The following is a 21,089-nucleotide window of genomic DNA, read 5'->3' on the forward strand; positions in this document are numbered from 1 at the left end:
TCAGGTCACAGGGCGACCGTTCCTGACCGGTTCTATCCGCGACGTGTGGACCGGGCCTCACGGACGTCTGCCCCGTCGCGGATCTTGTCCTCACACTGCGGACAGACCCTGGGCTTTTCGACCCCGTTTGGCGTGAACACACGCGCGTAGTCAGCCGTTACAAAATTACCGCAGTTCTGGCATTCCGGCATACAACCCTGTATGTGGGTTATACCCTCTTAATTGTTATTGGTCTGGTAAGTGTTCGCATACGAGGTGTTGGCGGCGCTACCGGGTCAAAACGCCATTTCGTTCGAAAGAAGGAAACGCCATCGACGGACACGACGGGCAGCTGAATGTCGTTCAGTTACCACAAACTCATCGACGGAGCGGCGGATTCGGGACAAAGCGTGTCCGGTTACGCTTTGAAGCTACTGGTAATGGTTCCGTCTTCGGACAGTTCGATGACACCGTCGAAGAGGTCCCGGAACGCCGCGACCGTCTCCTCGTCGTGGACCTCGTCGGCGAGGTGGAACATCCCGACAGCGTCGTATTCGTCTAGCAGGTCGAGGATATCTTCGACAGCCGACAGCGCGCCGTCCTCGTCGGCGTAGTAGATGAGTTCCGTCAGCGAGTCGAAGGTCACCCGGAGTTTGCCGTCATGCTCCTGCAGGAACGTCTCGGCCTCCGAGACAATCCCGGAAAGGTCGTCGGGCGCGGAAACGTATCGGACGCTTTCGGACTGGCGACGGGTGTAGCCGCGCTCGACCGACAGCGTGTCGAGGATGGTCGCTTTCGACTCATCGACCTCGTAGTACTCCAGTTTCTGTTTGACCTCCCGGGCGGTAGTCCGGGTCGATATGACGAGCATCGAGTCCGTATCGGTCGCAAGGAAATCCGTGTCCAGTCGGTCCGTCTCACCGGTACTCGGATGCAGGAGCAGTACCCCTGTGCCACCCGGAACGGTCTCCGGCGCGTTGTCGATAGCCAGCGTATACTCCATATGCACATCAAGGAGAGTGGAACCCAATTAAGTGTGCGGGTCCCGGTCAAAACACGCTGTCCGCCGTCGCGGCCCCGACGACGCTGAAAATTGCACCGACAGTGATGGCTTTCAGCGTCGTCAGAAAGACGGCCATCGGCGTCGGGTCCGGCAGAACCCCGCCGTCGACGAGGAACGTATCCGGGGCAGTCAGCGCCACCGCGAGGATAGCGACCGAGCCGAACGCGACGCCCATCAGTGAGACGAACCGGACCGGAATTCCGGCGACCTCCGCCTCGGTGTCCACGTCGCGGTCGGCGTCGGCTTTGTACAGCGCCCCGTACCCGATAGCGAACACGATACCGACGACGAGCACCGCGTGATACCAGGACATGTTCTCGGCCAGTACCCACACCTCCTCGGTCACGACGAACGGTCCCGCGAGCAGGAACCCGCCGACGAGTTGCTGGGCAGTGTCCGCGACCCGGTATCGGCGTCGAGCCATACCGGGTTGCTGTCCCGTCAGCAGGAAAGTCTCCCGGTCCGCCACTGTCCAACAGGAACCACGTCCAACCGCCGCGGGGCGGTTCACGGCCGTCTTTCTCGTTTCAACTGGACAGAAAATATGCCACCGTCCCTCGGTTTCCAGGTGAAGCAAGGGGGTACAGCGGCTGTGAGTGGACGGAAAATCACGACATCATCGGCTGATTCGGGCCGTGAGTAAAAACGTTTCGTCCCACAGCCGACAGGTCGAGCAGGCCAGGACGGCTTACGTCGTCCGGAAGGCGCGGTCGCCGGCGTCGCCGAGCCCCGGAACGATGAACCCGTCCTCGTCGAGTTCGTCGTCGATAGCGACGCTGATGATGTCAGCGTCCGGCTGCGCCTCCGAAACGCGGACGATACCCTCCGGTGCGGAGACTGCGGCCAAGACGAGCAGGTTCTCCGGCTCTGTCTTCTCCGAGGTGATGTAATCGAGTACCGTGGCCATCGTTGACCCGGTCGCGAGCATCGGGTCCGCGATGATGACGGTGTCGTCCTCGGTGATTTCGGGCAGTTTGACGTATTCGACGGAGATGGGGAACTCGCCGTCGTCGTTCATCCCAGCTTCCTCATCACGGCTGGCGGAGATGACGCCCTGTCGGGCGCGAGGGAACGCTTTGAGCAGTCCCTCGACAAACGGCGTCGCAGCACGGAGGACGTTGACGATAACGACGTCTTCGAGTCCTTTGACGCGCTCACCCATCGTCGTGGTTAGTGGCGTCTGGATTTCCGTGTACTCAGTTTCCATCCGCCCGTCAATGATTTCGTAGCCACAGATACGGCCGAGGCGGACCAGTCCCTTCCGGAAAGCGACCTGTTCGGTCTCGACGTTTCGTATCCGAGTCAGTTCATCTCGCGCCAGCGCGTGCGTGACGACAGAGGCGTCGCCGCGCTGTTCGATTGGCATATCGTGCCCGTTGACACCCGATGGCTTAAACGGTTCTCACTCAGGCCGGCTCAGCCGTGCCTGACCGTACCGCAGGGTCACCGCCGCGCTGGCGGTTCTTTGCCATGAGGAAGAGGAACAGCGCGAGACCGACGCCGCGGAGCACAACGTCGAGCAAGAGCGTCATCTCGCCGCCGCCGAGGCCAATGAGGCCGAGGATGTCGTACACGCCGGACACTGCGAGGCCGGGGGCCATCAGGAGCAGCGAACTGAACGCGAACGCCGCCCGCTCGCCCCGGGAGACCGGCGCGTACGCGAACCCGATAACCGTCGCGGCCAGCGCAACGACGCCGAGGAAGACGCCGATAACGGGTATCAGTATCTCAGGGATAGCGTAGCCGACATCCAGCAAGTCCGCAGCCTCGACAACCCGATATTTGTCCCCGACATCAAGATTGGGAGCGTCAGGGTTGCGCCGAAGCAGAATGATTCCCGGCGTGACGATGAACGCGAACGGCACAATTGCCTTGTTGAGCGAGAGCGAAAACGCCTCGATGCCGGTCTCGAAGGCATCGGACTTTGCAACACCGGAAGCGGCGTAGGCAGCCACTGCGACCGGCGGCGTGATGTCGGCGATGACGCCGAAATAGAGGATGAACAGATGCGCCGCGAGCAGCGGGACGCCGAACTCGGTCAGCGCCGGCGCGAGCAGTGAGACGAGGATAATGTAGGTTACCGTCGTCGGCATCCCCATCCCAAGGATAATTGAGGAGAACGCGGTGACGAGCAACAGCAAGACCAGCGAACCGCCGGCGACGGCCGTGATGAGCGAGACGAGGTTCGGGCCGAGGCCGGAGACGCTGATGACGCCTGGGATGATACCGGCAGCGGCGACGGCGATGACGACCGGCACCGCAGTTCTGGCCCCGCTTTCCATCGACTTCCCGAGGAAAACGCCAAGCTTGTACAGTCCGTTCGATGCCAGATCTGGGCGACCAGCAGCGTCAGCGGTCGTTTCGGCGGTTTCGTCGACAGCACCGTCGAACGACAGCAGCGGCGAGTCGAGTCGGGGCCGCGTAATCAACGTGATGACACCGGCGAGAATCATCAGCGTGCCGACGTTACCGAGGGTGGCCGAAAGCGCGGAGCCAAGTGGTTGTGGACCGGGGAGTGCAAGCGCACCCTCTGTTGTCAGGTCTGCCGCAACAAGTCCATCAATACGGTCGAACAGCGCCGGGAACGCTGTAGTGGTCTGTACAAACCGATTGAACAGGTACCCGAAGATTCCTTCCCCAGTGAGGAACTGCGTGAGCGTCGTCAGCCCGAAGAGAGACGCAAATATAGCGCCGAGTCGGGCACGCGTCTCATCGCTGTAAGCCGCGATAAGTGCGATGAGCGCACCGATAGCGATGAGTGTGAACCACGCCGAGCGGGCAACCGACAGCCGCTCGATGATGAGGTAGTACAGCAGGAGGCCCAGCGGGACGAGGTAGAACCACCCGCTTTTGAAGTGACTCCGGAGGTTGACCAGTTCGGAGGGGTCGAGACCACCGATGTTCTCCTTGACCGCCTCGAAGTGGACCATTACCCAGACGCCGAAGAAGAAGACGATAGCGGGAATCGTGGCGACGACGATGACGTCAGCGAACGGCGTTGCCGTGTACTGGACAATGAGGAATGCGGCGGCCCCCATCACCGGCGGGAGAATTTGACCACCCGATGAGGCAGAGGCCTCGACACCGCCGGAGAACTCCGGCGAGTAGCCCGACCGCTTCATCAGCGGAATCGTGAACGCACCGGTCGTCACCGTGTTGGCGATGGACGAACCCGAGATGGTCCCCATGAAGCCGCTGGCGAGAATGGATGCCTTCGCGGGGCCGCCCTTCCGCGTCCCCGTCGCGCCGTACGCGAGGTCGATGAACCACTGTCCCGCGCCGGACATCTCGAGGAACGCGCCAAAAAGAATGAAGATGTAGATGAACTGCACGGAGACGGTGACCGGAATCCCGAACACCCCGTTTTCCGTGTTGTACCAGAGGTTCTGGATGATAGAGGGCCAGGACAGTTCCGGGATGGAGAGGACGCCGACGTAGGCGGCGTCCTGTGGAATGAGGACTCCGAAGCGGGCGTAGACGACGAAGGCCGCGACGATGACCATCAGCCAGAGGCTGATCGCCCGGCGGGTCGCTTCGAGGACGAGCAGGACGCCGAGCACGCCCAGCACGAACGCGTAGGAGGTGTCGGCGAGCGGTCCGAGCAGGCCCGCTATCGGCTCCAAGAAGGTGAATACTTCCTGAATGGGGCGGCCACGTTGAACACCCAGCGCACGCATGCGCTGGATCTCGTTGAAGTCAGTGATGAAGTACGCGGCCGACAGCACCGACAGGACAATGAAGGCGAAATCCGAGGGCGTCACGCGGTTCATTTCGGCGTCGAGGAACGCCCAGGCGAGGGCGCTCCCGATAGCGTGAACGACACGAGAGACCGGGTGCTCCGCACCGAGTTTCTCGTCGACCAGCGATCCGAGCGCGATACAGCGCCGGGAAAGTGGGCCGTCACCGGTACTGCCGGGATACAGCAAGAACGTCAGAATGAGGCCAAAGGAGACGTGAACGGCGTTGATCTGGAGCAGTTGCAGGGACGCGAACACGACATCACCGACGCCGGGGAGCGAGAGCGAGAGGACGAAGCCTTTCGCCGCGAGCCACATCTGAAACACTGAAAACGAGATGCCGATGAGCGCAACGAGGACAACTGCCCAGCCTGTGAGCGAGCGTTTCCGCTCGATCTCCTGCAGTACTTCGTCGACTTCCTCGTCCGATACGGCCTCCCCGCCGTCGTCAGATCGTGTGTTTTCAGTCATGTGTTGAGCTGGTCTGTCGCAGCACCGAACGCCGAGCGCTGGGTCACGTAGAGGTGGACCGAGCGGCCGTTGGTGCGGGCTACCAAGTCGTAGGTTTCGGCTCCGACGTGAAGTTTATGTCCTGCAACATCACCGGGAGAGACTGTCACCCGCGTGTAGTTGCCCGGCGGGTCGAACACGTACATTCCGTCCTCGCGGGTGACGTTGGCTCGGCTCGGGAGCCCCCAGCCGAACGATTCGAACTCCATGCGGGTCATCTCGAGGTGGTCACCACGGACCGTGTACTCGTCGTAGACGCGCGTTTTTTCGACACTATGCATGTATTCCAGCGCCACGGTCGTACCGTCTTCGACCGGGGCCGTTAGATACTGCTCACCGGTCTCGGCGTCTTCAACGACCAGTGCACGTCCGCCGGGGAGCGCTGCTACAGTCCCGATGAGGAGGAGGGCAACGAGCACCGCGATAGCGACGTATCGTCGTCTCATTCCAGTTGGTGAGTAATAGAAGGTGGTTAGTTAACGATACGGATGGCGTCAGCCGGCGACGTTATGCGTCGAAGTAGGCCGCTGCGCCAGGGTGGAGTTCGATGGACATCCCGTCCTGTGCGGAGTCCGCGCTGATGAAGTCTGTCTTGATAGAGAGGTCGTCGACGTTGTCGAAGATAGCGCCGGTGACCGATTCGACCGTCCCTTCGGGCTGTTCGGCGTTCGTCGCAATCATCGCCTGCACAGCGATTGTTTCGACAGCCTCGTCGACGCCGGTGTAGGTGTCGGCGGGGATGGTGTCGTCAGCGAACCAGGAGGCGTCCTCCTTCGCTGCGGCACGGTTGTCGCCGGAGATGGGGACGATGACGAGGTCGTTGGTGTTTGCGAGGTCCTCGATTGCGCCAACCGGCCAGCCACCGACGACGAACGCAGCGTCGATATCGCCGTTCCGGAGCTGATCGGCGGCCTGAGAGAACGAGGCGTTCTGCTCGTTGTAATCGGAGATACCGACTGACTCCAGAATCTGGTTCGCGTTGACCTGGGTTCCGCTCCCGAGGTCGCCAGTGTTGATCGTCGCCCCTTCGAGGTCAGAGAGCTGCGTGATGCCCGTGTCCGCGAGGGTAACGACTGTGATGGTCTCCGGGTACAGGGTCGCAACGCCTTGGAGGTTCTCGACGGCGTTGTCCTGGAACGCATCAATGCCAGTGCCGTTCTTCGCGAACGAGGCGATGTCGTTCTGGATGAGCGCGAAGTCGGCGTCGCCGCTGGCGAGACTACCGACATTTTCGACGCTCGCACCGGTCGACTGGACGTTCAGCGTGAAGTCCGTGTTGTCCTCTACGACCGTCTTGAACTCGTTCGAGAGCGGGAAGTAGGTGCCACCGGTGCCGCCGGCGTGCCACGAGAGGCGGGTTTCCATATCGCCTTCGGTCATCTCGCCGTCGGTCATGCCACCGTCACCTTCAGTCATCTCGCCGTCGCCCTCTGTCATTTCGCCGTCGCCGCCATCGCCGCCGTCGCCGCCGCCACAACCGGCGAGAGCTGCGACACCTGCAACGCCTGCTGTCTTGAGGAACCGCCTGCGCGTGGAGTTGTTAGTCATACGTATGTCTACGTTGCACGGGGGCTTCAAGAAGGTTAGCTAGTACACAGTCGTTATTTGACTATATCGTGCGATAGCGTATGCCACTGTATTCTCCGGGACGGCGACTGCGTGGGAAAACGCACCCAGGCCGGACGTGCTCGCTTCCGAGAAATTCAGCTAAATTGATTGGTTGCGGTGATCGGCGGGCGTCCGGTCGTCACGCCGACGTCTCGATACCGAGTTCGTCGAGCAGCGTCCGAGCGGCCGCAGCCGACGACGGCGGGCCACGAGCCGTGATGAGGTCACCGTCGACCGTGACGCTGGTGTCAGCATCGAGTTCGGCATCCCAGTCCGCACCGATGGCCTTCACTTCGTCTTCGACCCAGTACGGGAGCTTGCGGCCGTCAGGGAGCAGGTCGTTCTCGTCGACGATGCCTTCTTCCCAGGCGTTCGGGAAGCCGGTGACGGAGCGGCCGTCGGCGAGGAACTCGCCGTCGGTATCGCGGGTGAAGGCCAGAATCCCGACTGTGTGACAGACGACGAGGGCCTTCCCGTCGTCGCCGGCGACGCTCTCGCGCAGCAGTTCGCGGGCGTGAACATCCTGCGTGACGTCCCACTCCGCGCCGTGGCCGCCGGGGAACACGACAGTGTCGTAGTCCTCGGCGTCAGCCTGTGCCAGCGGAATGGGGTTGTTCAGGCGCTCGTCGGTCTCGTGGACCTCTCGAACGTGCTCCGAGAGGTCTTCGCCGACTTCTTCGGGGTCGACGGAACGTTCGTCAAGCACCGGCGGCTCGCCAGTCGGTGTCGCCACCGTGATATCCAGACCGGCCTCTGTGAGGGTCGTCAGCGGCTCGATACATTCTTCGCCCCAGTACCCGTGTTCACTTACGACGAATAGTGCGGATGTCATCAAACTACTATTCGCGTGCAATCCTTATAAGCGGCCGTTCGGTGTTGAGCGAAGTGGGGCGAACAAGCAGGCGGTTATCCAGTAGAAATACGTCGTCTACGTGTTGATATCGAGGGCCGGGAGGGGACTGGTGGGAGAGTATCACGGCTGCCGTCACGGCGGAAACGTTTAACCCCACTGAGCAGCAATCCGCTGTGTACAGATGGACAGCCCACTGCAGCAGGTCCCGCGGCTGTCATAGACCGATCTATTATACCATGGCAGACATCGAAGAGAGCGTTTCAGGATTCAAGACGAAAGGCGGCTGGGTCGACATCGTCGAGCACGGCGAGCGCATCACACAAGCGCTGAAAGACATCGCTTCGGGCGAAGCCGTCGACGAGGACGCCCTCAGTGAGTTCGACGAGTGGCGACCCAAGAGCCACGAACGACTGGACGAGGACGTCAACGAAAAAACCGCTGACCAAGCAAGCGTCGACGAGGGCAAGGGGGAACAGGCCGGCAAGGGGCCGGATGAGGACCTCCAGACCGCTGGCGAGAAACTCAGCGAGTCCTACGAGAACCTCGACGAACCGGACGAGGCGATGGAGCGCTGGAGCGAGTCCGTCGACTACGTGGCCCGCGCGGCCGACTCCGCCAGCCGGAAGGCCCTGCGAAAGGTCGAGGACACCGTCTATCGCAACGTGATGACACAGATCGCGCCCTACTATTTCGACAACGACCTTATCAGCGCGAACCTCCGCCGCGTCGGTGACGGCGACCGTCCCGAGTACGTCTTCGAGGTCAACGTCAACGACGACGACCTGAAGATGCGCGTCTCGAACAAGCTCGCTGACTTCGAGCAGGCCGTCGACCGCTGGCACGTCGATACCGAGAAGGTCACCGAGGCTGTCGAGGCCGCTGAGGGTGTTGATGCGGTCGAGACGGGGGACGAGACGGACGCAAAAACGAACTAAGGCGGCGTTCCTGCCGCCGGCATCGATTTTGTGTCCGAGAGGCGAAGACGAACTAAGCTCGCCGCTGGGCGAGCGGCATCGGCTTCCAGCATCGTCGACGCAAAAACGAACTAAGGCGGCGTTCCTGCCGCCGGCATCTATTTTGCGTCCGAGAGGGAAGGCGAACGAAGCACGAGCATGGCCACACAGACGGTTAGATAGCGTCGTCGGGGTCGTGTTTCTCGGCCATCCGTGTCGCCTCAGCCTCGTACTGCGCCTGCAGGTCCGGGTCGTCGACGGACCCGAGGTTGTCCGGGTCAGCATCGACGGCGGCCGTGGTCTCCCGCACATCAGAGAACGAGGTCAGCGCCCGCTCCTTGCGGAAGTACTGTTCGCCGTCGGGCGTCGCGTACGTGAGAATGATGAGGTTCTGTTCGTCGTCGGAGTAGGTTCGTTCGACCAGCCAGACGCGGACAGTCTCTTCAGTGGCGGACATACGGGACCGAACCACGCGCTACCACCTGAACGTTTGCCCGTGACGTCCGCGTCAGCGTCGGCAGTCGGCCTCGTAAGGGCGCGCGAACGGTAGGCTCATTGCAGGGCGGGGCAAACGCCGTGACAGATGGTCGCGACGAGTACGATTGCGACGCTTGTTGTCGCGTCAGCCGCGAGTCTGTTTATGGCCTGGGCCATCGGTGCTGGGTCGTCCGGGTCCACGCCGTTCGCACCGGCCGTCGGGGCGAACGCGATTTCGGTGATGCGGGCCGGGTTCTTTGTCGGCATCCTCGGACTGGCTGGTGCGGTCCTGCAGGGGGCCAACGTCACAGAGGCCGTCGGGAGCGAACTCGTCCTGTTCCCGAGCGGTGGCGGTCTCTCGGCTATCGCCGCTATCGTTGCCCTCCTCACCGCAGCGGTGCTGGTCGCCGTCGGGATTTTCACCGGCTACCCCATCGCGACGGCGTTTACCGTTACCGGCGCGGTCGTCGGCGTCGGGCTGGCGATGGGCGGCCAGCCGGCGACGGCAAAGTACATCGAAATCGTCTCGCTGTGGGTCCTGACCCCCTTCTTCGGCGGGTCGGTCGCCTTCGTGACAGCATGGTCGCTCCGGCACGAAGCCACGACCGAGGAACGGCTCGTGCCACTGCTGGGGGGGCTGGTCGGTGTGATTCTGGCGAATATCGAGTTCGTGCTGCTGGCACCGGGCAGTGAGCAGGCGTCGGTCGCCCGTGCCATCGCACGGGCTGTTGGGACGCCGATACTCCCCTCGATGGTCGCCGCAACGCTCCTCATCGGGGTACTCGCGGGGGGACTGCTGTACCTAGATATCAGGGCGGACGCGGCCGCCGGGCAGCGGCACTTCCTGCTGGTGATGGGCGGGCTCGTGGCCTTCTCCGCCGGCGGGAGCCAGGTCGGCCTGGCGCTGGGACCGCTGGTCCCGCTGCTCGGAGAAGGACCGACAGCCGCCATTCCCATCACCGGTATCCTGTTGTTCGGCGGCCTCGGCCTCCTCGTTGGGTCCTGGACGGGCGCACCGCGGATGATAAAGGCGCTGGCACAGGACTACTCCTCGCTCGGGCCGCGGCGTTCTATCGGCGCGTTGATTCCGAGCTTCATCATCGCGCAGGCGGCCGTCTTCTTCGGCATCCCGGTGTCGTTCAACGAGATTATCGTCTCTGCTATCGTCGGCTCTGGCGCGGCCGCCGGCGGTGGCGAGGTCAGTCGGGAAAAGATGGGGAAAACAGTACTTGCCTGGATCGGCTCGCTAGCGCTGGCGTTCGCGCTGAGCTACGGACTCTTCTGGATCATCGACGCGGTGCTCTGATCGGTCAGCGACCCCAGACGTAGCGACTGACGACCTCATTCACTCTGGTCGAAAGACGGCCCATCCAGGCCTCAGGCGAGACGCGCTCGATGTCCCGCTGGTCGACCTCAATTCGATCGTCTCCGAAGGGGTCGTGAGGTTTTTCCCCCGCATTCTCGTCAACGGCGTCGACAACGACGCTCATCGAGCACCGGCCGCAGGCCTCGGTGTCTTTCGCCATGATTGTTGGTGAGCAATTGAACGGCCAGCAGCAAAAACCTGCCGCGGCGGTCGTGTACGGCCAATGGACGACCGTCGGCTGACCGACGCGCTTAAGACCCCGACACGGCATCGCCATGGTATGACCTACCGCGGCAGGGGACCAGTACGAACTGAACGCCTACGTGACTCACCACGATGAGCGAGGAAGCCGAGTCCGAATCAGGCGAGGAGTCAGCTGACTACGGTGCGGACAACTGGGAGGACCCCATGACTGGTGCAGTCCCGAAGTCGGAGCTTCCCGACGAAATCATCGAGGAAGTCCCACACTGGACGGACGATCCCTACTTCGACCGGGTGAGCGACCGCCTGATGTACAACTATACGCTGGAACGGGACCACCGGCTCCGGGGCGAGCGCTGGGACCTCTACGGCGAGATGCGGGTTCTCAATCAGAAACAGTTCTTCCACCCAGCACTGTCCTACGGCGACCACGAGTCCGAGGAGTACCTTTACGCCCGCCGCGTCGAGCGGCCGACAGTCGGCGAACTGAAGCGGCTGGTCGAACTCGGCCACGACCTGGCCGACAAACGGGTCACGCCGAACGAAGAGCACTACCGAACTGACTTCACGTTCGTCCTCGTCGCCGACGAGCTACCCGACGAGGTTCGGTCGTTCGTTGAGGGCCAGCGCGAGCGCACGCTACTGAAATACGGCTACTACGGTCACTACGAGGTCAATCTGGGCGTCGTCGTGCCGGACAAGCAGGAGGCTGTTGCTGGCGAAGCCGCTGACGTGGTCGAAGCGTTCGTCCTCTGGGAAGACGTGACCCAGTCCGAGGAAGGGATGCTGTCGCGACTCGCAAAGCGGTTCTGGAAATGACGCTCCCGACTCGGCGCGGCTTCGTCGTCGGCTGTGTGGCGACGCTGGCCGGCTGTAGCGTCCTGCCGGAGGAGCGCGAGGCTATCGAAGCCAGCGCGGCCGCGCCGGCAGTGCTCCCCGAGTCCAGCGGCTACTCACTCGTTGCCGAGGATAGCCGCACCATCGAGACGACGGTGACCGTCGATTTCTCCGGGGACGTGGAGCTAACGTCGCGGCAAGACGTGATTGCGACGGTTTTCCAGCGCGTGTACGAGTCAGCAACCGGAGGTCGGTTTGGCCTCCTGACCGCCCCGGCCGTGCGAGTCGTCGACCAGCCCGAGGTCGTCCGTGACCCGCTGACAGCGGTGGACAGCGCCCGGATCGTTTCGCTTGCGATGGGTACCGATGTGGACACCGTTTCGGAGTGGCGCGAACGCGGCGCAGAGACGCTTCTCGGGACCGAAACGACGCGGACGACAGCGACGGCAACGGTCGACGACAGCGAGCGGAAGCTCGCGCGGGTTCGCGTCCGTGCCGGCGAAGACGCGGTGACGGCGATAGCGACTGTCTCGGACGACGACGCGCCGCCGTTCGGCGTGGTCACACGGGACGTGTAACTGTCGCTATCGACGGTAAAAAACGAAAACGGAGTCGCGGTGTCAGTCGTCGCTCGGTTCGACGGCACCGCCGCCGTAGCTCTCGCGGACGGTGCTGATGTTGTCGTATCCCTTCTTGACCAGCGCCAGAGCGAGGCCGATGAGGGTCAGTGCCAGAAGCGTCTGGATAATCGTTGCGAACAGTTGCACACCGCTCGCACCGCCCACGATAATCGTCTGGTAGATGTTCTGGTAGAACGCGAGCCAGCCGAGGCCGAGCACGGTTATCGCCACCATGATCGCCATCGGAACTCCGGTGGAGTACAGCTGTTTGCTCTTGTCCCAGTTAGCCAGCCAGACCGTCCCGGTCAGTAGTGCGAGCGCGGCCAGTAGCTGGTTCGCGCCACCGAACAGCGCCCACAGGACGACCCACTGGCCGGAGACGACCATCACGTACGCGAGGCCACACTGGATAATCGGGTTCGTGTACCGGCCGCGGCCGAGTTCACCCAGCGTTGAACGGATGCCACCGCCCACATTGAGCCCGCTCGACGTCTGACCGGCCGGCAGGCCGACGATTTCTTCCATCATGTAGCGGCCGAGTCGGACAGCCGTGTCAGTAGACGTAAGCAGGAAGCTCACGAGGACGAGTGCCATGAACGGTGCGCCAAAGCTCTGTGGGAGGCCGAGGCTCGTCAGGATAATGCCACCACCGGTCGCGAAGTTCGGCAGCGCCGCGCCGATACCGCCCGCGGGGTCGGGGAAGCCGGCGACTGCGAGCGTCGACAGCGCGACGGCCGCGAGCAGGCCCTCGCCCAGCATCCCGCCGTAGCCGATGAGGCGGGCGTCGGTCTCCTTATCGAGTTGCTTCGCCGTCGTCCCGGAGGAGACCAGCGAGTGGAAACCGCTGATGGTTCCACAGGCGATAGTAATGAACAGCAGTGGGAACAGCGGGTACAGGCCCGCACCTTCGACACCCCAGAAGCCGTTGAACGCACCCAGCGAACTGTCGATGACCAGCGGCTGGCTCGACGAGCCGAGGATGGTTCCGACGATAATGGCGAGCAGCGCGCCGCCGACGCCGGTGTACAGCAAGAACGAGGAGAGGTAGTCACGCGGCTGGAGCAACACCCACACCGGGAGCGCGCTGGCGACGGCGGCGTAGGCCATGATGACCGGGATCCACGCCGCAGTGTTGCCGCCCAGTGCGCTCGCGCCAGGCACCCAGGAACCGCTCCCACCCAGCAACACGATGACGGACATCTCCGCGGTCCGTTCGGCCGTCGGCTCGAACAGGGCAATCGGGAACTGAATCCCGGCGAAGACGCCGGCGAAAACGCCTGCAACGAACAGGACTGTCCCCGGGATGAACGGGCCGTTGAGCTGGTAGAGGTACACGCCAAACGCCAGCGCGAGAGCAATGTAGACCATCGACGCCGTCACCACCTCGGGATAGGCGTTGAACACGATCCCGACCACCAGCGCAAACACTGCGACGACGAGGATAATCGTCAGGAACGCGAACCACAGGAGCATGTTCTTCCCGCCCTCGCCGACATACTCACCGACGATGTAGCCGATGGACTTCCCCTCGTGTCGGAGTGACCCCGACAGCGAGACGAAGTCGTGGACGCTGCCCATCAGCGGGTTGCCGATGGCGATCCACAGCAGTGCGGGAACCCATCCCCAGATGGCCCCCGCAGTAATCGGTCCGACAATTGGTGCCCCACCCGCGATACTGGAGTAGTGGTGACCCAGCAACACCGGTTTCTTCGACGGGACGTATTCCTGCCCGTCTTCGTACTTGTGTGCCGGTGTCTCGTTGTCGTTATCGAGTTCGAGGAACCGCGCGAGGTACTTCGAATACCCCAGATACCCCACGCTGAACGTCACCAGTACTGCCAGGACGATCCAGATTACCTGTGTCATGGATATGCATGAATGGTAACCAACATCAAGCTATTAATAGTTATTATATATTTCTTATACTTCTCAAGTCCGTCAGAACCCGCTCGGGCACACAGCTCCGGCTGTCAACGAAAAATCCAATATCCGATTACTTATCGGTTATGCGCGGCCCACACATGAGCGGCGGTCGGTGATTCAGACGAACGTGGGCACCTCGGCGTCGGTTTCGACATCGAGTTCAGCAGCGACATCATCGAGCAGGTTGCCTTTCACCTCCGCCGTACGGGTCGTGATTTCCGCGACTAACGGCGGGTCGAGCGTCTCACGGACCTCCTGTAGCCGCTCGTTCTCGGTGGCGACGCGGTCCTGGAGATACCGGGCCCCACGACCTGCCTCGTCGGGGTCCGGTTCGGGCGTGAGCTTGTTCGCGACGAGCCCCCGAACCGAGAGGTCACGCTCGCGCATCTCGGCGATGGCGCGCCGCGTCTCGTTGACCGAGAGCTGGTCGGGGTTGAGCACGAGGAAGAAGGCGGCGTCGGCCTGAAGCGCGCCGCCGGCGAACTCGAAGAACTCCTTACGGTCCTGCAGGCGGGCGAGTACCGGGTCGCCGTCCATCACGCGCCGTGGCTCGTTGTTGCCGATGGCGGCCTTCTCGAAGAGGTCGATGCTCTTCTCGCGTTTGTGCATCAGTCGGTCGATCCACCCTTCAAGGAACTCCGGCAGACCGAGCAAGCGGAGCGTGCTGCCGGTCGGCGAGGTGTCGAAGACCACCCGGTCGTACGGGTCGGCGTTGCGCATCACGTCGACGAAGCGGTCGAACAGCGCCGACTCGTAGGCCCCTGGCGTCTGGTGGGCCATCTCTAGCTGCTGGTTGATTTCGTTGACCATCGCCGCCGACACCTGCTCGGAGAGGTCGTTTCGGATGCCGTCGAGGTGGCGCTGCGTCTCGGTTTCGGGGTCGATCTCCATCGCGTCGAGGCCATCAATACCCTCGACGGATTCCGGGTCGTCGCTGAACTGCTGATCGAACACATCCGAGACGGAGTGGGCCGGATCCGTCGAGACGACGAGCGTATCAAGGCCGACTCGCGCGGATTTCACTCCGTAGGCACAGGAGACGGTTGTCTTGCCGACCCCGCCCTTGCCGCCGAAGAAGACGAACGGCTCCATCAGAAGTGGTACTGCTGGCCTTTGCGTTCGATGTACGAGCCCCGGTCCCACAGCCGCCGCTCCCAGGCCTCGAAGGTGTCTTCGAGGTACGGCAGCAGTTCGGCGGTGTAGTACGACACCGGCGACGGGATGCCGAAGGCATCGGGGAAACAGGCCAGCATGAACGCGTCTTCGGTGTCCTCGGCCTCCTTCTCGATTTTCTCATAGGCCGGGTGCGTTATCATGCCGTGGTACAGTCCACGGGCCCACTCCCGTAGCGTCCGGCGAAAGCGCTCGATTCGGTCGGCCAGTTCCATCGTGGGTCGTGTGTGCGAGAGGCACGGAGTAAAAGCTGTCGCAGTTCCCCGTCGACAGTGCCCACGCGCTGTAGCGCGACAGCGGTCGTGTTTGACCACCGGAAACAAGGCGCGATTTGAAGGGAGCCTGCCCACAACGGGAGGTATGCGCGACACCATTCCCGTCACGATTCTCTCCGGCAGCCTCGGGGCCGGGAAGACGACGCTACTGAACCATCTGCTGACTGAGGCCGGTGACCGCGACATCGCCGTCCTCGTCAACGACATGGGAACCGTCAACGTCGACGCGGAACTCATCGCCGAGGGGTCCGAACTCGATGTGGACGACGGGGTCGCGGAGCTATCCAACGGCTGTATCTGCTGTGAGCTACAGGACGACCTCGAAACGGCAGTCGTCCGGTTGGCGAACGACCGCGACTTCGACGCGCTCGTCGTCGAGTCCTCCGGCATCTCTGAGCCGGCGCCCGTCGCGCGGCTGTTCACTACTGAGTCGCGCGTGGCCGCGCTGTATCGGGTCGACACGCTCGTGACGGTGCTGGATACGCGATTGTTTCTCGATTCCTTCGCCGGCGAGACGCCCGAGCGCCGGGGGGTCGTGGAAGCGAACGCCGGTGGAGACAGCGACGACACAGCGACCGACGACGCCGACCGCCCGCTCTCGGACCTGATGGTCGAACAGGTCGAGCTGTCGAACCTTGTCGTGATGAACAAGACGGACCTCTGTACGGACGGGGAGCTGGACGAAGCCGAGGAGCTGGTGCGGGCGCTCCAGCCCGACGCCGAGACTGTCCGAACAACCTTCTCACAGGTGGACCCCGACCGGCTGTTCGACCGCGGCCTGTTCGACCAGACCGAAATCAACGACTTGCCGGGCTGGAAGCGAGCCCTGGCCGAAGCCAAACACGGCGGCGACAACCACAGCCACGAAACGGATTCCCATGAGGGCGACAGCGGTCACGAGCACGACGGCCACCATCATCCCGAGGAGGTGTACGGCGTCACCTCCTTCACGTACCGCCGCCGTCGGCCGTTCCACCCCGACCGACTCGCCGACGTGCTGCAGGACCTGCCGCCAGGTGTCGTCCGCTCGAAGGGGACCGTCTGGCTGGCAGGCACTGAGGTACGGGTGGTCATCGGCCAGGCCGGTCCTTCGATACGGGCGGAAGCGCAGGGGCCCTGGATTGCGAGTCTCCCTGAAATTGAGCAGGATATGTACCGCTCGAACCGGCCGGAACTTGACTGGCACGACGAGCACGGCGACCGTCGAACGGAACTGGTGTTCATCGGAACTAACTACGACGAAAACACTCTTCGGACAGCGCTGGACGACGCGCTGGTGACAGATGAAGAATGGACCGAGAACGAGGCGCTCACGGGTCCGTTCCCAGCGGAACAGGGCGAGGAGACGGTGATACGGAGCCCCTAACAGGCGCAGTCACGACCAGCCGCGCGCTCGAAGCGCATCTCCTCGCCACAGTCCGGACAGACCGGCTCGCCCTCCAGTTCGACATCTCTGATGCGAACGCCACAGTCGTCACACCAGTACGCCCCTTTCGAACCATCGTCGGGGCGGGACTTCGTCTCCGGTTGTGAGGTGAGTGCCTCCTTGACGCTGTCGAGGATGCTCATGGTTGTATGTGTAGATTAGAGCTACTAAACGTACCGTGGTTGTGCGCAGTCGTCTCACGGGCATCAATAAACCGGCCGGACGGGAGCGGCATCGCCGATTCAGCCCCCGGGCACATCCGCCGCCAGTTCCTCGATAGCTCGCTCTATTTCGTTGCCACGCTTCCAGGCGGCAATGCGGTCAGCGAAGGGGAGTGGCAGGTTCAGCGAGACGGTCGACCGCATCGTGACCCGAGAGCCGTTCTCCTCCGGTACGACAGTAATCCGGGTCTCCAGATGGTCGAACGGACCGACCTCGCCCTCAGCGGTGTACCGGAGTCCGTCGTCCCGCGACTCGAAGCGCAGCGGCACTGACATCCCCGGGCCAGCGGCGGTGACGAGCGTTCCAGTCTCTGTTTCCTCGACAGCCGTCACCGTGAACGTCCCCTCCGCTGCGACGACTGCTTCCGGCGAGAGCGTGCGGTGGACAGCCGGCGGCCGTGCCATCACGAACCGAGAGCGTTCGACCTCGCGCATACCAGTCCACATGCGTACCGGGGTGGTAAATCACAGGGCCAGCGGAGCCGAGACGCCGACCAGCAACACAGCGAAGCCGACGCCGATGTAGATGAGGCGCTGAAAGCGAAGCTCCGGGGCGATTTGTACCGAGGGCGGCGGCGCAGTCCAGACCAGTCGGTGATACGAAACGGCGGCGACAGCGACGGTCCCGGCTGTCGAAACGGTCAGACCGGCCCACACCGGAAGCCCATAGGCGAGGCCGTACAGCGGGCCGACGGAGAACAGCAACATCACCGCCGTCGCGGTGCAGACGAGAAACGGGACCGGGTCAACCGGATCCCCATGGCGATTTGGAATCTTCATATGTTGTGTTAGGCTCCGAATGTGTTTAGTTGCGCGACTTGGCCGCGCCCGGCTAGAGTTAGCGGAGCGAACGCACCGGGGACTGCCAAAGAGCTAAGGGGAGTCCCGTTCGTGTTCGTGGGCATGAGCGACGCGAACGGGTTTGAGGAGGGGGCGAGCGGGTCACAGGGTGACCCACGGGTACTTATCGCGATGAACATTGTGCTCTCGACGGTGTTTTCGGCCACTCTCGTCTGGGGCCTGAGCGTCATCGGCGCGGCGGAACTCACGGCGATAAACGTTGCGACCGGCGCGATACTGCTGTTTGCGCTGACCTACGCCATCACCCTCCAATAGCGGTCCGACGTTACGCCCCAGTAGCGTTCTGCGGTACGACTGTGACCCCCGACTTACTCGGGGTCGTAGGGATGGACATCATCCACCGCGGGTGCACCGACGACGAGCGTCCGCACTGGTTCGGTCGCCGACTCGGGGTTGTGCGCCCGCTGGGGGCTGTCCGGTTCGACGACGAACGCCTCGTCTTCCTCGACTTCGTAGGTTCCGTCCGGCGTCTCAACAGCCAGCGTCCCAGAGAGGACGTAGAACAGTTCTTCCTGATTGTCGTGATAGTGGTACGCGAGCGGAATGTCCTCGCCGGGGGAGACCTCGTAAAGGTTTACGGCCGCATTTTCGAGGCCAGCTGCATCACTTATCGACCGCTGGACACTGGGTCGGTCCGGTGTCGGTTCGATGTCGTCGACCGCGAGGTGATGATAACCCATGTCATCCCTGTCGGCGGCGACCGACCTAAAACAACTGCTCCCGCAGGTGCTCAGTCCGAGGCTTCTTCGGCGTCGACCGGCTCCGTCTCATCGGTTTCGAGGCGGACGACGCGAGCTTTCATGATGCGCGTGTTCTCGACCTGTTCGACGCGGATTTCGACGCCGTCGTAGGTGATGGTCTCGCCCTCCTCGACCAGTCGGCCCGCCCGGTTGAATATGAAGCCGGCGATGGTTTCGAACTCCTCGCCTTCGGGCAGATCCAGGTCCAGCGCTTCGTTGACCTCCTCGATGTTGACCTCGCCTTTGACCGTGACCGTGTCGTCGTCGACGTACTCGATGGGCTCTTCCTCTTCGCCTTCGAGTATCTCGCCGACGATCTCCTCTGTCAGGTCCTCCATCGTCACCAGCCCCTCGGTGGTCCCGAACTCGTCGATGACGATGACCATGTGGAGGCGCTCGGCCCGCATCTCGGTCAGGAGGTCGTCGACGTTCTTTGACTCGGGGACGTGTAGAGTTGGCTCGATGAGGTCCTCAAGCTCCATATCGCGGGCCAGCGCCTCGCCGTAGTTGAGGTCCCGAACGAGGTCGCGGATGTGGATGACGCCGATAACGTTGTCCAGACTTCCTTCATAAACGGGGATGCGGGCGTGGCCGCTCTGGATACACGTCTCAAGGGCCTCCTCGACGGATGACTCCTTGGCGACGGCGGTCATGTCCAGCCGCGGCGTCATCACTTCCTTGGCGATGGTGTCGTTGAACCGGAGTGTGCGCTGAAGCATCTCCCGTTCGTCCTCGTCAAGGACGCCCTCGCGCTCACCTGTCTCGATAATGTCCTGGATCTCTTCGCGGGTGACATAGGAGGTCTCGATGGCGGAACGGCCGCCGGTGATCTTGTTGACGACGCGAGTGAGGTAATCAAACAGCAGAATAAGCGGGAGCAACACCCTCTCGGCGGCCTTGAGCGGCTTGGAAATGCGCAGCGCCCACGACTCGGTGTTCTCCACCGCGTAGCTCTTTGGCGCGCTCTCACCGAACAGGAGCACGATGGCGGTGACCCCGAACGTCGCGATGGCGACAGCCAGCCCCTGGCTCTCAACATACATCGCAAGGAGTCCAGTAGCGATGGACGACATCGCGATGTTGACGAGGTTGTTGCCGACGAGAATCGTCACAAGCAGACGGTGGGGGTCTGATTTGAGTTGTTTGAGCGTCTTCGAACCCGGAACGGCGTCCTCGACGAGCGCTTCCGTCCGGTGTGCAGGCAGCGAGAACATCGCAATTTCTGAGGACGAGAAGAACGCTGAGAGGACAACCAGTGCGACGAGCGTGACAATACCAGCGACGAGCACCGCATCTTTTGGTATTGGGACGCCGACGATTTCGACGCCCTGCAGCATCGCTGTAGACAGCTCAAACGGCGCAGGTGGATCCAGGGCCATCAACGGTCGAAATTGTAATGGGCGGGGATTAAGGCTTGTCATGGAGGGGTTGCCAGCGAAGCCCTTACACGGCTTTCACGCGTATCGCCGTATAGAGTATGAGCGAGTCCGACATCACGCTGTACCGGTTGCAGGCGTGTCCCTTCTGCGAGCGCGTCGTTCGGAAGCTGAACGAGTACGGTCTCGATTACCAGTCACGGTTCGTCGAGCCGATGCACGCCGACCGCGACGTGGTCAAGCGACTGTCCGGCAAGCGAACCGTCCCGGCCATCGTCGACGAGAACACCGGCGTCACGATGTCCGAGAGCGCGAACATCGTCGCGTATCTGGAGCGGACATACGGCGAAGGCGAGGAGACCGCTGGGGGTGTAGCCTGATGGACCTCGACTTCGATATCGTCGATCTCGATCCGGTCGATCACCCCGAAGAAGGCGACACTGCGCCGGATTTCACACGCCCGCTCGTCAACGACGAGTTCTGGGAAGACGAATCGCTCGCGTCGGTGTGTGCCGACAGTGACCGGGTCGTGCTCGTGTTCCACGCGATGGATGGGGCGTTCCCGGCGACGTACATCTGGAACGAGATCCGCGACCGCGCGTGGCACGAGCAGGCCACCGTCATTGGCGTCTCTATCTCAACGCCGTACGAGCACAAGCAGTTGCTCGAAGAGCGAGAGATCGAGGGAGACTACCGGCTGTTCTCGGACCCGGCTAACGGCGTCGCAGAAAAGTATAACATCGACATGGCCCTCGACGGAATGACTGGAATCGAGGAACCACGCCCGTCGGTGTTCGTCCTTGATAGCGACCGGACCATCGAGTACGCGTGGGTGGCCCAGGAATGGCCCGACTTCCCGGACTACGACGACGTCGAGGCCCAGCTCTAAC

At 62.7% G+C, this 21,089-nt stretch carries 25 protein-coding genes; 8 read left to right on the forward strand and 17 right to left on the reverse strand.

Annotated elements, in window-relative coordinates:
* Positions 1-397 precede the first annotated feature (397 nt).
* From RBH20_RS14485 to RBH20_RS14515, 7 genes are all read right to left on the reverse strand, one after another.
* The gene (locus RBH20_RS14485) at positions 398-982 is read right to left on the reverse strand and encodes a hypothetical protein (RefSeq protein WP_306709802.1); all 585 of its coding nucleotides are present in this window, start codon (positions 980-982) and stop codon (positions 398-400) included.
* Between the two features lie 46 nt (positions 983-1,028).
* Positions 1,029-1,466 (reverse strand): DUF2391 family protein, encoded by a 438-nt coding sequence (locus tag RBH20_RS14490; RefSeq protein ID WP_306709804.1) that lies wholly within the window; start codon positions 1,464-1,466, stop codon positions 1,029-1,031.
* Between the two features lie 264 nt (positions 1,467-1,730).
* A complete protein-coding gene (gene upp / locus RBH20_RS14495) occupies positions 1,731-2,408 on the reverse strand; it encodes a uracil phosphoribosyltransferase (RefSeq protein ID WP_188852436.1) in 678 nt (225 codons plus the stop codon).
* A 40-nt stretch (positions 2,409-2,448) separates the two neighbouring features.
* Positions 2,449-5,250: a TRAP transporter fused permease subunit gene (locus RBH20_RS14500; protein ID WP_306709808.1), complete on the reverse strand. Its 2,802-nt coding sequence runs from the start codon at positions 5,248-5,250 to the stop codon at positions 2,449-2,451.
* Entirely contained in the window at positions 5,247-5,735 is a 489-nt protein-coding gene (locus RBH20_RS14505; protein WP_306709810.1) for a DUF1850 domain-containing protein, read from the reverse strand. The genes RBH20_RS14500 and RBH20_RS14505 overlap by 4 nt, the downstream gene beginning before the upstream one ends.
* A 61-nt stretch (positions 5,736-5,796) precedes the next feature.
* Positions 5,797-6,837 (reverse strand): TAXI family TRAP transporter solute-binding subunit, encoded by a 1,041-nt coding sequence (locus RBH20_RS14510; protein ID WP_306709812.1) that lies wholly within the window; start codon positions 6,835-6,837, stop codon positions 5,797-5,799.
* 199 nt (positions 6,838-7,036) lie between these two features.
* Positions 7,037-7,729, reverse strand: a complete 693-nt coding sequence (locus tag RBH20_RS14515; protein WP_306709814.1) for a type 1 glutamine amidotransferase domain-containing protein — start codon at positions 7,727-7,729, stop codon at positions 7,037-7,039.
* 257 nt (positions 7,730-7,986) lie between these two features.
* Here RBH20_RS14515 and RBH20_RS14520 point away from each other — a divergent pair, with 257 nt between their 5' ends.
* Entirely contained in the window at positions 7,987-8,685 is a 699-nt protein-coding gene (locus tag RBH20_RS14520; RefSeq protein WP_151101502.1) for a DUF5828 family protein, read from the forward strand.
* A gap of 193 nt (positions 8,686-8,878) precedes the next feature.
* On the opposite strand, the gene RBH20_RS14525 is transcribed toward RBH20_RS14520, so the two are convergent.
* Positions 8,879-9,160 (reverse strand): hypothetical protein, encoded by a 282-nt coding sequence (locus RBH20_RS14525; protein ID WP_306709817.1) that lies wholly within the window; start codon positions 9,158-9,160, stop codon positions 8,879-8,881.
* Between the two features lie 126 nt (positions 9,161-9,286).
* Between RBH20_RS14525 and RBH20_RS14530 the strand changes: the two genes are divergently transcribed.
* Positions 9,287-10,486: an inorganic phosphate transporter gene (locus RBH20_RS14530; RefSeq protein WP_306709819.1), complete on the forward strand. Its 1,200-nt coding sequence runs from the start codon at positions 9,287-9,289 to the stop codon at positions 10,484-10,486.
* A gap of 4 nt (positions 10,487-10,490) precedes the next feature.
* Here the strand turns inward: RBH20_RS14530 and RBH20_RS14535 are convergent, their stop codons facing one another.
* Complete coding sequence (locus RBH20_RS14535) at positions 10,491-10,706, reverse strand: hypothetical protein (protein WP_306709821.1); 216 nt, start codon at positions 10,704-10,706, stop codon at positions 10,491-10,493.
* Between the two features lie 176 nt (positions 10,707-10,882).
* Here RBH20_RS14535 and RBH20_RS14540 point away from each other — a divergent pair, with 176 nt between their 5' ends.
* Together RBH20_RS14540 and RBH20_RS14545 are read left to right on the forward strand one after the other, a co-directional pair.
* Positions 10,883-11,566, forward strand: coding sequence for a hypothetical protein (locus RBH20_RS14540; RefSeq protein ID WP_306709823.1), 684 nt, complete (start codon positions 10,883-10,885; stop codon positions 11,564-11,566).
* Positions 11,563-12,162 (forward strand): DUF6517 family protein, encoded by a 600-nt coding sequence (locus RBH20_RS14545; protein WP_306709825.1) that lies wholly within the window; start codon positions 11,563-11,565, stop codon positions 12,160-12,162. Before RBH20_RS14540 ends, RBH20_RS14545 begins: the two co-directional genes overlap by 4 nt.
* Before the next feature lie 42 nt (positions 12,163-12,204).
* Here RBH20_RS14545 and RBH20_RS14550 read toward each other — a convergent pair whose 3' ends face one another.
* The 3 genes from RBH20_RS14550 to RBH20_RS14560 all read right to left on the reverse strand — a co-directional run bounded on the left by RBH20_RS14550 (position 12,205) and on the right by RBH20_RS14560 (position 15,515).
* Positions 12,205-14,070 (reverse strand): carbon starvation protein A, encoded by a 1,866-nt coding sequence (locus RBH20_RS14550; protein WP_306709827.1) that lies wholly within the window; start codon positions 14,068-14,070, stop codon positions 12,205-12,207.
* Positions 14,071-14,244: 174 nt separating this feature from the next.
* The gene (locus RBH20_RS14555; RefSeq protein ID WP_306709829.1) at positions 14,245-15,219 is read right to left on the reverse strand and encodes a TRC40/GET3/ArsA family transport-energizing ATPase; all 975 of its coding nucleotides are present in this window, start codon (positions 15,217-15,219) and stop codon (positions 14,245-14,247) included.
* Entirely contained in the window at positions 15,219-15,515 is a 297-nt protein-coding gene (locus RBH20_RS14560) for a hypothetical protein (protein ID WP_004517689.1), read from the reverse strand. Before RBH20_RS14560 ends, RBH20_RS14555 begins: the two co-directional genes overlap by 1 nt.
* Before the next feature lie 145 nt (positions 15,516-15,660).
* Between RBH20_RS14560 and RBH20_RS14565 the strand changes: the two genes are divergently transcribed.
* On the forward strand, positions 15,661-16,941 hold the full coding sequence (locus RBH20_RS14565; protein ID WP_306709834.1) for a GTP-binding protein: 1,281 nt from the start codon (positions 15,661-15,663) through the stop codon (positions 16,939-16,941).
* Here the strand turns inward: RBH20_RS14565 and RBH20_RS14570 are convergent.
* The 3 genes from RBH20_RS14570 to RBH20_RS14580 form a co-directional block, all read right to left on the reverse strand.
* Entirely contained in the window at positions 16,938-17,144 is a 207-nt protein-coding gene (locus RBH20_RS14570; RefSeq protein WP_170096672.1) for a hypothetical protein, read from the reverse strand. The genes RBH20_RS14565 and RBH20_RS14570 overlap by 4 nt on opposite strands.
* A 99-nt stretch (positions 17,145-17,243) precedes the next feature.
* Positions 17,244-17,657, reverse strand: a complete 414-nt coding sequence (locus RBH20_RS14575) for an SRPBCC family protein (RefSeq protein WP_306709836.1) — start codon at positions 17,655-17,657, stop codon at positions 17,244-17,246.
* Between the two features lie 30 nt (positions 17,658-17,687).
* Positions 17,688-18,002 carry a hypothetical protein gene (locus tag RBH20_RS14580; RefSeq protein ID WP_005536918.1) on the reverse strand — a complete coding sequence of 105 codons (315 nt, stop codon included), beginning with the start codon at positions 18,000-18,002 and terminating at the stop codon, positions 17,688-17,690.
* Between the two features lie 123 nt (positions 18,003-18,125).
* Here RBH20_RS14580 and RBH20_RS14585 point away from each other — a divergent pair, with 123 nt between their 5' ends.
* Complete coding sequence (locus tag RBH20_RS14585) at positions 18,126-18,338, forward strand: hypothetical protein (RefSeq protein ID WP_005536916.1); 213 nt, start codon at positions 18,126-18,128, stop codon at positions 18,336-18,338.
* 53 nt (positions 18,339-18,391) lie between these two features.
* Here the strand turns inward: RBH20_RS14585 and RBH20_RS14590 are convergent, their stop codons facing one another.
* On the reverse strand, positions 18,392-18,763 hold the full coding sequence (locus RBH20_RS14590) for a cupin domain-containing protein (RefSeq protein ID WP_005536915.1): 372 nt from the start codon (positions 18,761-18,763) through the stop codon (positions 18,392-18,394).
* Between the two features lie 50 nt (positions 18,764-18,813).
* Positions 18,814-20,202, reverse strand: a complete 1,389-nt coding sequence (locus RBH20_RS14595; protein WP_306709839.1) for a hemolysin family protein — start codon at positions 20,200-20,202, stop codon at positions 18,814-18,816.
* A gap of 98 nt (positions 20,203-20,300) precedes the next feature.
* On the opposite strand from RBH20_RS14595, the gene RBH20_RS14600 reads away from it, so the two are divergent.
* On the forward strand, positions 20,301-20,579 hold the full coding sequence (locus RBH20_RS14600) for a glutathione S-transferase N-terminal domain-containing protein (protein ID WP_188852411.1): 279 nt from the start codon (positions 20,301-20,303) through the stop codon (positions 20,577-20,579).
* Entirely contained in the window at positions 20,579-21,088 is a 510-nt protein-coding gene (locus RBH20_RS14605; RefSeq protein WP_306709842.1) for a redoxin domain-containing protein, read from the forward strand. Before RBH20_RS14600 ends, RBH20_RS14605 begins: the two co-directional genes overlap by 1 nt.
* The last annotated feature ends 1 nt before the right edge of the window (position 21,089 follow it).

It is taken from the genome of Haloarcula sp. H-GB4 (assembly GCF_030848575.1).
Lineage (GTDB): Archaea > Halobacteriota > Halobacteria > Halobacteriales > Haloarculaceae > Haloarcula.